Genomic DNA, 14,033 nt, shown 5'->3' with positions numbered 1-14,033 from the left:
GCGGTCCGCTCACAGCCACCCCACCAGCGGGGCCAAGAGGAGATACACCCACAGCAGGACGCCGGCGGCGAGGAACCGGTTGACCGCCTCCAGCGACGCCTGCCTGTGGACCGATCCCGCGGCGACGAGCCCGAGCGCCGCCGTGATCCCGATCCGGTGTAACACGACGTCGAGCGGGAGGACCGTGACCCCGAGGAACTGGTAGTCGACGACGATCGCCGCGCCGATCCCGAGCGCGGCAGCGGCGAACGAGCGCACCGGTTCGAGCCCGCGACCGAAGGTGTACGCGGCGATAGGGAGGCCGAACGCGAGCACGGGGTACAGCGCTGCGGCGATCACCTTCGGCGACGTCTCCCGGAACTGCCCTTCGAGGAAGATGCCGCCGAACCGCACCGACAGGTAGATCGCGAACAGCGCCGCGAACAGCAGCGCGTACGACAGCGTCCACGCGAGGAGCGCGACCTGCCGGCGGTCCAGCCGGTCCCACGAGCGGAGCGCCGCCGCCACTCGCGCCCGCGACAGGAACGACAGCCCGACCGGCGTCTCGTCACCGCGATCCCGTTCAGCACCGTCTCGGCCGGTGAGCAGGGACAACACCGAGCGCCGTCGCCGGCCGGAGCCGACGGCGATCAGCCCCGCGACGGCGGCGATCCCGGCCGTTCTCGCGTCGGGCAGCGGGTCCGACACGCCGCGGAAGTCGACAACCGTCGCCCAGCCGTCCGAACCGACGCCCTTCGGGTTGTCGAGGTACATCCGCCAGACGGCGTCGACGGCCGGCCTGTCCCAGAACTCTGACTCGACGTAGTCCTGTGCGTCCTCGGTGTCGTGGACGGTGTGCCTGAGCCGGAACCAGTCCCAGTGGTCGCTGTGGGCCTGGATGGCCACCCACTCGTCCGATTCGTAGGGTGACTCGTAGACGCGCAAGTGATAGCGCGACGCGAAGTACCGGCCGTCGTGTAACTGGTAGGTCTCGTCGATCCACTCGCCGCCGGCGGCCTCGCCCACACCGCCGGTGAACGGGAGCGCTCGGTAGGGACGCCGCGTCGTCCGGTTCGGCCCTTCCTCGGTGAGCGCCCGGTCGTGGACGTACAGGTATCGCTTGGCGCCGCGGGCGGCCGCCCACTCGACGACCGTCTGGTTGGCCGCGTCGACCTCGTTCTGGTCACCGTCGTCCGGATCGACGTCCTGCCAGGCCTCCTCCGTCTCGTTCCACGTGGCGTCGCGCCGCTCGCTGAGGTAGAAGCGAACCGTCTCGGCGTCCGCGTAGACGACGACGTTGATCGCGAGCGTCCGTCCCGCCGGCGAGCGCTGGCGACTCGTGTACGGCCAGAAGACGTTCTCGCCCGGTTTCGGCTCGACGAGCTTCTGGGGGGTCGCACCCGGCGTCCCGGCGCCGGTCGACGCCGCCGACAGGACGAGCGTCGCCGCCCCGGCGAGGACGAGCAACACGACGAGCGCGGCGAGCGTCGCCGCTCGCGGCGGTGGCCACGACTGCTCCACAGCCCGCGCTATGAGACCGAAGGCTATACGCGTTCTGGCGACCCGGTATCAGTCCGGTCGGGCGGCCACGGTCGACTCGTCCGGAGAACAATAGCTTTTCTAATGGGCAGAGAGAACCGCTCCGCAGGGATGTATATCGTCATCGTCGGCGCGGGGGACATCGGTACCCCCCTCATCGAGATCGCGACGCGAGGCGGGAACGAAGTCGTCGTGATAGAGAACGACGAGGAGCGCGCGGAGCTGGCCGCCTCGGAGTACGACGCCCTCGTGCTCCACGCGAACGCCACCAACAACAAGACGCTCAAAGACGCCGGCATCGAGGACGCCGACGCCCTGATCAGCACGACCGACCAGGACGCGACGAACATCATGGTCTGTCTCCTCGCTCAGGAGTTCGAGGTCCCCAACATCGTCTCGGTCGTTCACAGCCCCGAGCACATGGATCTGTTCAACCGCATCGGGGTGAACGTCATGCAGAATCCACAGCGGCTCATCGCCGAGTACCTCTATCGCGCCGTCAAGCGGCCGTCTATCGTCGACTACATGCGGATCGGCGAACACGCCGAGGTGTTCGAAATCGACGTGGAAGAGAACGCGCCGATCGCCGGCAAAACCCTTCAGGAGGCCAACGATTCGGGGCTGTTCTCCGAAGAAGTCCTCATCGTCGCCATCGAGCGCGAGGGGAGCAGCGATCCGATCACCCCTCGCGGTGGCACGGTCATCGAGGCCAACGACCTCGTGACCGTCTACTCCGCCGAGGGTGCGACACCGGAGGTCACCGACATCTTCGGTCACCGAGAGGACCACTGATCGCGATGCCGATGGAGCGTCGACACGCCGACGAGCGCCCGAGACCGGTCGCCTCGGGAACGCCGGATTATAGAACGCGGCCGACGCAACACCGATACGAATGAGACAGCGATTGCAGCCGCTGGCGCGCGACCTCGGGAGGATCCTCATGGCGCTCTCCGGGGTCGTGTTCGCCTCCATCGTCGTCTCTCTCGCCTGGGGAGAGCTGTTCGCGGTCCCGGCGCTCGTCGTCTCGGGACTGATCCCCCTGACGCTCGGTCGCTTTCTGAGCGCCCGCTACAGCGACGCCGGCGAGATCGGTAAGCTCCACGGAATGATGATCGCGGCTTCGGGATGGTTCCTCGTGGCCGTGTTCGGGACGCTGCCGTTCGTCCTCGTCGCGTGGACGGTCGCGGTCGATCCGTTCCCGGGGCCGTTCGCCGTCCCCGCCGCGCTGGACACGCCGACCCTCGCCGCGTTCCGTGATCCCCTGAACGGCTTCTTCGAGTCGATGTCGGGGATCACCGGGACCGGGCTGACGATGACCGACGACGAGGGCGCCCTCCCGCACACGATCCAGTGGTGGCGCACCATCATCGAATGGGTCGGCGGCGTCGGCGTGATCGTCCTCACTACGGCGATCCTCGCCCGCCCCGGCTCGGGGTCGCTGACCCTCTACGAGAGCGAGGCCCGCTCGGAGAAGATCCACCCGAGCATCGTCTCGACGGTGCGGACGATCTGGTGGATCTTCATCCTCTTCACGTTCGTCGCGATCGGCATCCTCTGGTTGGCTGGCATGCCGGCCTGGGACGCCATCAACCACGCTATGACCGGCCTCTCGACGGGCGGATTCAGCGTCACGGACGCCAGCATCGGCGAGTACGACAACCCGATCATCGACTTCGCGATGGTCCCCGTGATGATCCTGGGGAGTATCGCCTTCCCCATCCACTTCCTCATGCTGCGCGGCGACCTGAAGAACCTCTACACGGACCCCCAGACCCGCTGGCTCTGGGGCTACTTCTCGCTCGGGTCGGTCGCGCTGGTCGGGCTGTTGTGGCTGGACGGGACTTTCGAGACCAGCCGCGTCGCCGTCACGAACGGCGTCGTCCTGACGGGGTCGACGGCGTCGCTGTTCCAGACGATCCGCTACGGCCTCTTCCAGTTCGTCTCGGCGGCCTCCTGTACCGGATTCGGGACGACGGGCATCGGCGACTGGTCGGCGCCGGCACAGCTCACGATGTCGGGCGCGATGGTTCTCGGCGCGGCGGCGGGGTCGACCGTCGGCGGCATCAAGCTCATCCGCCTGATCACGCTGGTCAAGGGGACCGCGTTCCGCATCCGCGGCGTGTTCTACCCCGAGACGGCGGTCCGGTTTCTCAAATTCAACGGCCGCCACCTCGGCGAGGAGGAACTCAGTCGCGAACTGGAGGAGGCGGCCATCATCGCCTTCCTCTGGATGGTCTTCCTCGGTGTCGGTCTCGCCGTGCTGTTGCTGACCATCGACTCGTCGTTCACGCTCGAAAACGCCATCTTCGAGATCACGTCGGCACAGGGGAACGTCGGCCTCTCGTCGGGGATCACCGGGCCGAACATGCCCACCCCCGCGAAGGTCATGTTCCTGTTCAACATGTGGATCGGTCGCCTGGAGATCATCCCGGTGTTAGTCCTGCTGCGCGGACTGCTCGACACCTTCAACTTCTACCGCTAACCATGAATCCGGATAACATCCCGCTGATCCGTCTCGTCTTCAGATTCGGCGCGGAAGACCGCGTGCTGGACGGCATCCTGCTTGCTGGCCCGCTGGTCGTCCTCGCGATGATCGTCGGCGGCCGGTCGCCGCTGACTGCCGCCATCGTCGGGCTGTACGTCCTCTCGTTCGCCGTCTACGTCGTCTACAACGGCATCACCTCGGGAGAGTAACACGGGGACTTTCTGGACGGCGACTGCGTCGCGGGGTCGTACTCGAAGCCGGACTGGCCCAAGGTACCGCGGTCTGTCCGCGCTCGTCACATCTTGTCGGCGACTTCGGTGAACGAGTCGGTGTCGACGAAGACGACGACGTGGTCGCCCTCCTGAACGACGGTGTCACCGCGGGGTGTGATGTGCGTCCCGTCGCGAGCGATGGCACCGATGACCGCTCGCTCCGGGAAGTCAGCCGACGATTCCCTGATCGTCCGGTCGACCAGGATGCTGCCGGCCTCGACCTCGAATTCGAGGACTTCCGCCTGGTCGGCCTCGATGATGGCGACGTTCTCCGCGCGGCGTTCGCGCGTGAACCGGGTGATCTCCTCGGCGGTGACGTTACGCGGGCTGACGGCCACGTCGACGCCGACCGTCTCGAACAGGTCGACGAAATCGACCGTCTCGACCACTGCGATGGCCCGCTCGGCGCCTAGCCGGCTGCTCAGCAACGTCACCAGCAGGTTCTGCTGGTCGGTCGGGAGCGCCGAGATCAGGACGTCGGCATCGCCAATCTTCTCCTGGGCGAGCAGGTCCTGGTCGGTGGCGTCGCCGTTGATGACGGTCGTCTTCGGGAGCTGCTCGGCGATCCAGCGGGCGCGTTCGTCGTCCTCCTCGATGAGCCGCGGCGAGAATCCGCCCTCTTCGAGCAACCGTGCCGTCTGGTAACCGATTTCGCCGCCGCCGGCGATCACGATGTTCCGCGGCCCGTGCTGTTCCGGGGCGATGGCCGTACTGAACTCACGCATGCTGTCGGGACTCCCGATCGAGATGACGTCGTCGCCGGCACGCAGGACGGTCTGGCCGCGGGGGATGATCACCTCGCCGTCCCGGATCACGCCGGCGAACGTCAGCGAGTCGAACCGGTCGGCCTCCGCGACCGTCTGGTCGGCGACCGGGCTCCCCTCCGGAATCTCGAACTCGGTCATCTGGACGAGTCCGTCGGCGAAGGTATCGACGTCCTGAGCGCTCGGGAGTCCGGTCACGCCGACGATGGCTTCCGCGGCGAGCAGGTCGGTACACACCATGAAGTCGACGCCGAACGCATGCTTGTCGCGCTCCCACGGCCGCAGGTACTTCGGGCTCTTGGTCCGCGCGATGGTGAACACGTCGCCGCAGACCTTGGCGATGCCGCAGGCGATGATGTTGGTCTCGTCGTCGTCGGTGCTGGCGATGAAGAGATCCGCTTCGCCGACGTCGGCCTCTTCGAGCGTCTCGATCTCCGAGGCGTCGCCCTCGATCGGGAGGACGTCCATGTCGTAGGTCAGTGACTCGACGCGTTCGGGGTCTCTGTCGACGACGACGACCTCGTGCTCGTCGGAGAGGCTCTCCGCGGTCGTCGACCCGACCTCGCCCGCGCCGACGATCACGATCCGCACTCGCGTGCCTCCGGATGCATACCACGATGTTGCTGCCCCACCGGGAAGTGGATTTCCTTCGGTGGGGTCGATCCGACCAAAGCAGTTATCCGATATCTCTTCGTCCCATCCGTCAGCAATCGTGTTCTCGAGAGGGCCGCATCGCGACTGTACGCGACCGAGTGCGCACGGTCGCCGTCGGACCGACGAGCGGACGGAGAGTCGATCGACTCCCCGACGGGTCGGCGAACGGAGCGAGACGCCGTGGTGAGCGTCGACTGGCGGCAGAGTGTCGCGCTCACGGGAACGGTCGTCAAGTATCTCACCGTCACGATGGTGATACCGCTGATCGTGGGCCTCGTCTACGGCGAGGACGTCGGCGTCTTCGTCCTCTCGATCGGTGTCACCGTCGGCCTCGGCCTCGCACTCGAGCAGGTCGGCGAGGTCGACGACCTCGGTCCGCGGGAGGCGCTTCTGTTCGTTACCCTCTCGTGGTTCCTCGTCCCACTCGTCGGGACGATCCCGTATCTCTTCGGCGCCACCGGGACCATCGCCCACCCAGTCAACGCCACGTTCGAGAGCGTGAGCGGGTTCACGACGACCGGGGCGACCGTCATGGGAAAGATCTCCGTCGAACACCACTCCCACGCCATCATGATCTGGCGCCAGCTCACGCAGTGGCTCGGCGGGATGGGGATCATCGTCCTGATGGTCGCCATCTTCCCGGAAGTCGCTGTCAACGGCGCCCAACTGATCGAATCGGAAGCCCCAGGCCCCGAACTCCAGCGGCTCACTCCCCGGATCGCCGAGACCGCTCGCCTGCTGTGGCTGTTCTACCTCGGCTTCACAGTCCTGTATATCCTCCTGCTGTTGGCGCTGAACCAGACTCATCTGGCCGAGAACATGGGCGTGTACAACGCCGTCGCCCACGGCTTCACGACGCTGCCGACCGGCGGGTTCTCGCCGGAGGCCAACAGCATCGCCGCGTTCTCGCCGGCGGTCCAGTGGCTCGTGATCCCGTTCATGATCGTCGCGGGGACGAACTTCGCGCTGTTTTACTTCCTGCTCCAGCGCGAGTACGGCTCGTTCTTCAAGAACCGCGAGTTTCAGGCGTACATCGGCGCGAACGTCGGATTGACGCTCCTCCTGTGGGTCCTGCTGTTCCTCGGATCGGCACCGGCGCTCGAACTCGGCGGGGTGACCGAGGGCGCGCTGGAGAACTCGCTCCGACAGGCGGCCTTCCAGATCGCCTCACTGTTGAACTCGACGGGGTACGCGACGAGCGACTTCATCGAGTGGAACGACACCGCGAAGATGGTGTTACTGTTCGCGATGTTCATCGGCGGCTCCGCCGGGTCGACCGGCGGCGGGGTGAAGGTCATCAGGTGGCTGGTCGTACTGAAGTCGATCCGCCGCCAGCTGTTCACGACGGCCCACCCCAACGCCGTCAAACCGGTCCGGCTGGGCGGGTTCGTCATCGACGAGGAGGTCATCAAGGCGATCTACGGGTTCACGCTGCTGTACCTGCTCCTGTTCGGCGTGTCGACCGTGCTCCTCGCGCTGGACGCCGGCCGCGTCGGTATGGAACTGACGACGCTCGAAGCGGTCAGCGCGAGCATCGCGACCATCGGGAACATCGGCCCCGGCTTCGGCTTCCTGGGTCCGTTCGGAAGCTATCTCGAGTTCCCCTGGACGTCGAAGCTGCTGATGTCGTTCCTGATGCTCATCGGCCGGCTGGAGATCATCCCGGTGCTCGTGCTGTTCACCGGCGCGTTCTGGCGGCGGTGACCCCGCCGTCTCGACGACGTGGACGGCGACAATCTCCGCTTCCGTGCCGAGGTGCGCGGCGAGCGTCCCCGCGGTCGCCTCGGCGTCCGACGCGGAAGCGGTCGGAACGACCAGTCGTTCGAACAGCCAGCCAGTCACGTCAGACCACCGACCCGACGACGAGCCTGTCCCGTTCAACCCTCCACGTGCCGTCGGATCGGATATACGTAGGTCGATCCGTAGGCAGTCTCCGAACTCGTTCGACTGCCCCGAACGGGCCGAACAGGGACTGAAACGCGAAAATACTCCAAATCAGGTCGGCCGTCGACCGGACCAAACGGTCAGTAGTCGTCGAGCGCCGCCTGATCGGGACCGCGTCGCTTCTCGACCGGGACGTTCGTCGCGACGATCTCGTCGACTTCACCGCGGGAGCTCGCGTCGCTGTTTATCGCCCGCGTCGCGCCCTCGCGCTCGACGAGAAAGCCCGCCTCGTCGTAGCGCTCGTACATCACGCCGCTGTTGGAGAGGACGACCGAGACGCCGCGGTCGTCCAGCTCGCTCGCCACCTCGAGCAACCGCTGCTGGTCCTCCCGGTCGAACCCCTCGGCGCTGTACTCCGCGAAGTCGGCGGTCGGACTCATCGGCTCGTACGGCGGGTCGAAGTAGACCAGATCGCCGCGCTCGGCGACGTCGAGGACGTACGAGAAGTCGCCGTTACGGACCTCCGTCCCTGCAAGCGCCCGTGAGGCCGCGCGGATCCGCTCGGCCTGTACCCAGTCCGGGTCGGCGTAGCGGCCGATGGGGACGTTGAACCCCCCGTCGGCGTTCTCGCGGTAGAGGCCGTTGTAGCAGGTCCGGTTGAGATACAGCAGGAGTGCGGCCTCTTCCAGCCGGTCGCCGTCGCTGCCGGGCCAGCCGTCGCCGTAGGCGCGCTCGTTGAACCGGGCGCGCTGCTGGTAGTAGTACTGCTCGACGGCCTTCCCACGGCGGGTCTCCCCGGCGAATTCCAGTTCGGGGTCCGGTTCGGCCTCGGGGTCGCGGAACTCGCGGAGCCGCTCGATCAGCGCCTCCGGCCGGTCGCGGACCTGCTCGTAGAAGTTCACGAGTCTGGGATTGGTGTCGTTCACCGTCGCCGCGGCCGGTTCGAGATCGAAGAAGACGGCGCCGCCGCCGAAGAAGGGCTCGTGATAGCGCTCGAAGGAGTCGGGGAACCGCGCGTACAGTTCGTCGAGCAACTGGCGCTTGCCACCCGCCCACTTCAGTACCGGCTTCGCCATTCACCGGACCGTTGTCGGACAGGCTCTTAAGCGGTGGGTATCCGGCGATGCGAATCGGGCGCGCCCACGCCGGACCGCGCTTACTCCTCGTCGTCCGGGAAGAACAGGGCCGGCTCCTCGTGGGTGAACGTGACGTACTCCTCGGCGAGGTTCCGGACGTGCGTGTAGAGGCGACCCTCGCGCGCGGCGAGTTCGCCGAGCCCCTCGACCGCCGCGTCGTCGTAGTAGAGCGGGCAGCAGACCGCCCGCTCGCCACCTTCGTTCTTGAGGACGACGAGCGCAAAGACGATGCCGCTCTCGACGCGGTAGACGTCGTGCTCGCCGAACTCGCCGGCGTCGACCCACTCGCGCAACCGCTCGAACTCGTCGTCGGGCACGAGCACGTCGAAGCCCCATCGCTCGCCGGTGACGGCCGTTACGTCGCCGGGGTGGAGTTCGAGCACGTCCCACCCGGCCGCCTCGAACTCCGCCGCCGTCGCCTCCACGTCGCCGATGAGGTCGTCCCAGTGCTCGCGGACGGCGGCCGCCGCGCCCATCCCCGCGAACGCCGGCCCGCCCGCGGCCTCCTCGTCCTCGGTCATGTCCCCGATTCAGTGGGGCCGGGCGGAAAAGGTGTCGCTCCGGGCGGCGTGACGGGCTCAGTCGTCGGCCGCCGAGTCGTCGGCACTGGCACTGGCCGAATCGTCGCGCGCCGTGCGTTCGGCAGCGGCGTCGATCGGTTCCGAGTCCCAGTAGGGGTGGTCGTCCAGCAGGCGGAAGCAGGCGGCCCGCTGGCCGGGTACCTCGATCTCGTACTCCTCGGGTGCTTCAGCGCGGCAGGCCTCCCGGGCGTGCGGACACCGTGTGTGGAACCGGCAGCCCGCCGGCGGGTCCCGCGGCGAGGGCACGTCGCCGGCCAGCGCGTCGACGCGGCGGCCCTGCTCGCTGGTGTCCGCCCGCGGCACGCTGTCCAGCAGCGCCTGCGTGTAGGGGTGCTGCGGGTCCTCGAAGATGGCGTCGACCGGGCCGCGCTCGACGATCTCGCCGAGGTACATCACGGCGACGCGGTCGGAGATGTGCCGGACGACGGAGAGATCGTGGGCGATGAACAGGTACGACAGGCCCAGTTCCTCCTGCAAGTCCTCGAGCAGGTTGAGTATCTGGGCCTGGACGCTCACGTCCAGCGCGCTCACGGGTTCGTCGAGGACGAGGAAGTCCGGTTCGAGCGCGAGCGCGCGGGCGATGCCGATGCGCTGGCGCTGGCCGCCCGAGAACTCGTGGGGGTAGCGGTCGACCTGATCGGCCGAGAGCCCGACCCGTTCCAGCAGTTCCTTCGCCCGATCCCGGCGGATCTCCGACAGCGACCGCCCCTGCGAGACTTCGACGACGATCGGACCGCTATCCGCGTCGTCACCCTCGACGACCTCGGCCGTCAGGTTCTCGGAGACCGACGCCGAGACCCGGCCGTCGCGACGGCGGACCCTGACGTGGACCGTCGCGACGCCGTCGACCGGGTCGACCACGCGGTCCACGTCGTCGTCGACGCGCACCTCCACGCGGTCGGGGTCGATTCCCTCGACGGTCACGTCGGCCGTAGTCCGCACGTCGGGATCGGTGTCGGGCAGCCCGTGGATCACGAGCGGCTCGGTGACGATAGCGCCCGCGGTCTGGCGCGGGTCGAGGCTGGAGAAGGGGTCCTGGAAGACGACCTGCGCGCGCCGACGGAACTCGGTCAGGTCGTCGCGGCCGAACACCGACTCGCCGTCGAAGCGAACGTCCCCCTCGGTCGGGTCCTGCAGCGCCAGCAGCGTCTCTCCGGTGGTCGACTTGCCGCAGCCGGACTCGCCGACGAGCCCGAGCGTCTCGCCCTCCTCGATGGCGAAGCTCACGCCGTCGACGGCCTTCACGCTCCGCCCGCCGCTGCCAAGCAACCGGTCGAGCAGCGAGTCGTCGTCGGCGAAGTACTTCCGGAGCCCGTCGACCTCGACGAGCGGGCGGTCGGCTCCGGTCCCGTCGGACGCATCACGGGAGCGCTCGCGGTCACTCACGGCGCTCACCTCCCTCCTCGTCGAAGAAGCCCTCGGGCAGCGCAGCGGCCTCGCTGTACCCGCGCTCGGCGAGGACGCAGCGCGCGGCGTGTTCCGCGCCGCCGGCGTCGAACTCCGGCGGGTGGTCGAGACAGGCCTCCATCGCCTTCGGGCAGCGGTCCGCGAAGTAACAGCGGTCGCCCATCTCCGCATCGAGCAGGCTCGGGACCGACCCCTCGATGGGTTGCAGTCGCGGCGCCGGGTCTTCCAGATCCGGGATCGACCCGATCAGGCCCTGCGTGTACGGATGGACGGCGTCCTCGAAGACGTCTTCGAGCGTCCCGCGCTCGACGACCTCGCCGGCGTACATCACGCAGACGCGGTCGCTCATCCGCGCGATGACGCCCAGGTCGTGGGTGATGAGCAGGACGCTCATGTCCCGCTCGGCCTGGATGTCCCGGAGCAGTTCGAGGATCTGCGCCTGGATGGTCACGTCCAGCGCGGTCGTCGGCTCGTCGGCGATGAGCAGGTCGGGCTCGCCGGCCAGCGCCTGGGCGATCATCGCCCGCTGGAGCATCCCGCCGGAGAACTCGTGGGGGAACTGCTCGGCCCGCTCGGCGGGGTCCGGGATGCCGACCTGTTCGAGCAACTCGACGGCGCGGTCGTGACTCTCCGGCTCGGTGTAGTCGCGGCCGGGCACGATGCCGTCGAGGAAGTACGAGCCGAGCCCGTACCCCTGCGTCCGCGAGCGCGTCGACCGGGGGTTCGACCGCGCCCGCCGCTGGACCTCGACGGCCTCGGCGATCTGCTCGCCGACCGTCAGCGACGGGTTGAAACTGCTCATCGGGTCCTGGAAGATCGTCGCGAACGACGGCCCGCGAAGCGCTCGCCGGACGCGCTCGGGGAGTTCTCGCAAGTCGACCATGTCGCCGTCGGCGGCCTCCGGGAACTCCGCGGCCAGGTCGGGATCGCGGTACCACACTTCCCCTTCGGTGATCCGCCCCGGCGACTCGACGAGGTCGATGAGCGACAGCGCGGTGACGGACTTGCCCGACCCGGACTCGCCGACGATGCCGAGGATCTCGCCCTCGCGCACGTCGAAGCTGACCGACTCGACGGCGTTGACCTGTCCCTGTTCCGTGAAAAAGCGCGTCGACAGGTCGCGGACGCGGAGGAGGTCGCGGGCCATCTACACGCCACCTCCTTCGCCCTCGATACCGGGGTCCAGTGCGTCGCGCAGCCAGTCGCCGACGAGGTTGATCCCGATCACCGTGAGGACGATAGCGAGGCCGGGCATCGCGGCGATCCACCACGATGTCGTCTGGTACTGCCGGCCCTGCGAGATGTCGAAGCCCCACGAGAGCGTCGTCCCCGAGAACCCGAGGAAGGATAGGGCGCTCTCCAGCAGGATGATCGCCGCGACCTGGATGGTCGCGAGCACGAGAATCGGCGTGAGGCTGTTGGGCAGGACGTGCTTGCGGATGACGAAGCGGTCGGGCGCGCCCAGCGACTCCGCGGCGGTGACGTACTCCTCCTCGCGGACCGACAGCGCCTCGCCGCGGGCGACGCGGGCGAACCACACCCAGTTGACCAGCCCGACGACGACGATGACCGTCCCCGGGAGCGTGAACTGCTCGGGCATTCCCGCCGGGTAGGTCAGGCCACCTGGCAGCGAGAGCGCGCCGCGTATCGCCGGTGCGATCCCGGTCACGACGAACGGATCCGGGACGGCCACGCTCGCCTCGCCCCACAGCCCGACCAGCGCGATGGCGAGCACGAGCGACGGGAACGCGAGACTCACGTCCGCGATTCGCATCAGCACGTCGTCGACCCGGCCGCTGTAGTAGCCCGAGACCAGTCCCGTCGGGACGCCGAGCGCCATCGCCAGTACCGTCCCGAGGAGGCCGACCATCAGGGAGGTCCGGGCGCCGTAGATCGTCCGCGAAAGCATGTCTCTGCCGAGTCCGTCGGTCCCGAGCGGGTGTTCGGTCGTCGCGTTCACGAGCACCGTCTCGTTGGTGATCTGCAGCGACCCGTTGACCATCTCCTGGCCGGTCTGGGTCTCCGCGCGGCTGAACCCGAGCGGCGGCTGCTGCTTGTTGTCGAGGCTCTGGTCCGTCGGGTTCCACGGGGCGATAAACGGTGCGAACACCGCGACCACCAGGACGGCAGCGACCAGCCCGAGGCCGAGCTTCGCGAGGAAGCTCCGGTCGAACTCCCGCCGGAGGTTCCGCAGCGTCCGCGGCGAGACCGACGAGCGGACCATCGCAGGCAGTCGGACCAGCCACTCGAGCGGGTTCGGTACCATTCAGTCCATCACCTGCGGGTTGAGCGTCGCGTACAGCGCGTCGACGACGATGTTCACGATCACGAAGCCGGCGCCGATGACGACGAGACAGCCCTGGATGAGCGGCCAGTCGCGGTTGCCGATGGCGTCGATGACGAGCGTCCCGAGGCCCGGCCAGTCGAAGACCGCCTCCGTGATGACGGCCCCGCCGATGAGCGTCCCGAGCTGGAGCCCGACGACGGTGATAACGGGGATGAGCGTGTTCCGTAGCGCGTGGCGGTAGCGCACTAGCGTCTCGGGCAGTCCCTTCGCGCGGGCCGCCCGGACGTAGCCCTGGCCGAGCTGGTCGAGCATCCCCGAGCGAGTCAGCCGCGTGATGAGCGCCGTGAAGTACGTCCCCAGCGTGATCGCCGGGAGCGTGATGTACAGCAGCCACGTCCGCAGATCCGTGAGGAACCCGGAGACGTCCAGTGGGAGCGCGTAGCCCTGCTGGGGGCCGGCGACGACCAGCAGGTTGCCCAGCACGTCGAGTAGCCCCATCGGGCGCGTACTCGTCGGGAACAGGTCGAACTGCACGGCGAAGACGATGACGAGCATCACGCCGAGCCAGAAGTTCGGCGTCGAGATGCCGAGCAGCGAGAACAGCGTCGCGCCGTAGTCCGCGGAGCTGTGTCGCCGCGTCGCGCTGAGGACACCGAGCGGGATCGACAGCGCGATGGCGACGACCGTCGCCGTGAGCGCGAGCTCGAGCGTCGCCGGTACCTTGGCGAACACGCGCGGGCCGACCGCCGTCCGCGACCGGTAGGAGTAGCCCATGTCGCCGGTGGCTAGCTGGCCCACGTAGTCGAGGTACTGGACGTACAGCGGCCTGTTCAGTCCCAGATCCGCGGCGATACGCTCGCGGGTGGCCTGGCTCGCGTCCAGCGGCGCGATGAAGTCGACGGGGCTGCCCGGCGTGACGTACCGGAGGACGAAGACGACAGTCACGACTCCCCAGACGACGACGAGCCCCTGCAGCGCCCGCTTCAGCAGGAACCGACCCATCGACGCCACGCTATCGCCCCCGCAGCTTCCACCGCGCTGGCCG

12 protein-coding genes are annotated in these 14,033 nt (G+C 68.1%); 4 read left to right on the top strand and 8 right to left on the bottom strand.

Annotated features, from left to right (window positions below; translation table 11 throughout):
• Positions 1–9 precede the first annotated feature (9 nt).
• Positions 10–1,500 carry a hypothetical protein gene (locus AB2U09_RS08425; RefSeq protein WP_459192264.1) on the bottom strand — a complete coding sequence of 497 codons (1,491 nt, stop codon included), beginning with the start codon at positions 1,498–1,500 and terminating at the stop codon, positions 10–12.
• Between the two features lie 129 nt (positions 1,501–1,629).
• On the opposite strand from AB2U09_RS08425, the gene AB2U09_RS08420 reads away from it, so the two are divergent.
• From AB2U09_RS08420 to AB2U09_RS08410, 3 genes are all read left to right on the top strand, one after another.
• Positions 1,630–2,310 carry a potassium channel family protein gene (locus AB2U09_RS08420; protein WP_459192327.1) on the top strand — a complete coding sequence of 227 codons (681 nt, stop codon included), beginning with the start codon at positions 1,630–1,632 and terminating at the stop codon, positions 2,308–2,310.
• A 100-nt stretch (positions 2,311–2,410) separates the two neighbouring features.
• Positions 2,411–4,000, top strand: coding sequence for a TrkH family potassium uptake protein (locus AB2U09_RS08415; RefSeq protein ID WP_459192263.1), 1,590 nt, complete (start codon positions 2,411–2,413; stop codon positions 3,998–4,000).
• A gap of 2 nt (positions 4,001–4,002) precedes the next feature.
• The gene (locus tag AB2U09_RS08410) at positions 4,003–4,212 is read left to right on the top strand and encodes a hypothetical protein (protein WP_459192262.1); all 210 of its coding nucleotides are present in this window, start codon (positions 4,003–4,005) and stop codon (positions 4,210–4,212) included.
• Positions 4,213–4,298: 86 nt separating this feature from the next.
• Here AB2U09_RS08410 and trkA read toward each other — a convergent pair whose 3' ends face one another.
• Positions 4,299–5,630 carry a Trk system potassium transporter TrkA gene (trkA, locus tag AB2U09_RS08405; protein ID WP_459192261.1) on the bottom strand — a complete coding sequence of 444 codons (1,332 nt, stop codon included), beginning with the start codon at positions 5,628–5,630 and terminating at the stop codon, positions 4,299–4,301.
• A gap of 243 nt (positions 5,631–5,873) precedes the next feature.
• Between trkA and AB2U09_RS08400 the strand changes: the two genes are divergently transcribed.
• A complete protein-coding gene (locus AB2U09_RS08400) occupies positions 5,874–7,397 on the top strand; it encodes a TrkH family potassium uptake protein (RefSeq protein ID WP_459192260.1) in 1,524 nt (507 codons plus the stop codon).
• Between the two features lie 320 nt (positions 7,398–7,717).
• Here AB2U09_RS08400 and AB2U09_RS08395 read toward each other — a convergent pair whose 3' ends face one another.
• The 6 genes from AB2U09_RS08395 to AB2U09_RS08370 form a co-directional block, all read right to left on the bottom strand.
• On the bottom strand, positions 7,718–8,653 hold the full coding sequence (locus AB2U09_RS08395; RefSeq protein ID WP_459192259.1) for a DNA adenine methylase: 936 nt from the start codon (positions 8,651–8,653) through the stop codon (positions 7,718–7,720).
• Between the two features lie 80 nt (positions 8,654–8,733).
• The gene (locus AB2U09_RS08390) at positions 8,734–9,234 is read right to left on the bottom strand and encodes a DUF7529 family protein (protein WP_459192258.1); all 501 of its coding nucleotides are present in this window, start codon (positions 9,232–9,234) and stop codon (positions 8,734–8,736) included.
• A gap of 57 nt (positions 9,235–9,291) precedes the next feature.
• The gene (locus AB2U09_RS08385; RefSeq protein ID WP_459192257.1) at positions 9,292–10,680 is read right to left on the bottom strand and encodes an ABC transporter ATP-binding protein; all 1,389 of its coding nucleotides are present in this window, start codon (positions 10,678–10,680) and stop codon (positions 9,292–9,294) included.
• Positions 10,673–11,848 (bottom strand): ABC transporter ATP-binding protein, encoded by a 1,176-nt coding sequence (locus tag AB2U09_RS08380; RefSeq protein ID WP_459192256.1) that lies wholly within the window; start codon positions 11,846–11,848, stop codon positions 10,673–10,675. Before AB2U09_RS08380 ends, AB2U09_RS08385 begins: the two co-directional genes overlap by 8 nt.
• Complete coding sequence (locus tag AB2U09_RS08375) at positions 11,849–12,967, bottom strand: ABC transporter permease (RefSeq protein WP_459192255.1); 1,119 nt, start codon at positions 12,965–12,967, stop codon at positions 11,849–11,851.
• Entirely contained in the window at positions 12,968–13,990 is a 1,023-nt protein-coding gene (locus tag AB2U09_RS08370) for an ABC transporter permease (protein WP_459192254.1), read from the bottom strand.
• Between the last annotated feature and the right edge of the window lie 43 nt (positions 13,991–14,033).

The sequence above is a fragment of the Halosimplex yunnanense genome (genome assembly GCF_054504345.1).
Note: the sequence above shows the minus strand (reverse complement) of the source record. Positions and strands in the feature narration are given on the sequence as shown.

Coding starts and splice junctions, on each gene's coding strand:
- AB2U09_RS08420 (WP_459192327.1), top strand. CDS start 1,630: ATGTATATCGTCATCGTCGGCGCGGGGGACATCGGTACCCCCCTCATC.
- AB2U09_RS08415 (WP_459192263.1), top strand. CDS start 2,411: ATGAGACAGCGATTGCAGCCGCTGGCGCGCGACCTCGGGAGGATCCTC.
- AB2U09_RS08410 (WP_459192262.1), top strand. CDS start 4,003: ATGAATCCGGATAACATCCCGCTGATCCGTCTCGTCTTCAGATTCGGC.
- AB2U09_RS08395 (WP_459192259.1), bottom strand. CDS start 8,653: ATGGCGAAGCCGGTACTGAAGTGGGCGGGTGGCAAGCGCCAGTTGCTC.
- AB2U09_RS08390 (WP_459192258.1), bottom strand. CDS start 9,234: ATGACCGAGGACGAGGAGGCCGCGGGCGGGCCGGCGTTCGCGGGGATG.
- AB2U09_RS08380 (WP_459192256.1), bottom strand. CDS start 11,848: ATGGCCCGCGACCTCCTCCGCGTCCGCGACCTGTCGACGCGCTTTTTC.
- AB2U09_RS08375 (WP_459192255.1), bottom strand. CDS start 12,967: ATGGTACCGAACCCGCTCGAGTGGCTGGTCCGACTGCCTGCGATGGTC.
- AB2U09_RS08370 (WP_459192254.1), bottom strand. CDS start 13,990: ATGGGTCGGTTCCTGCTGAAGCGGGCGCTGCAGGGGCTCGTCGTCGTC.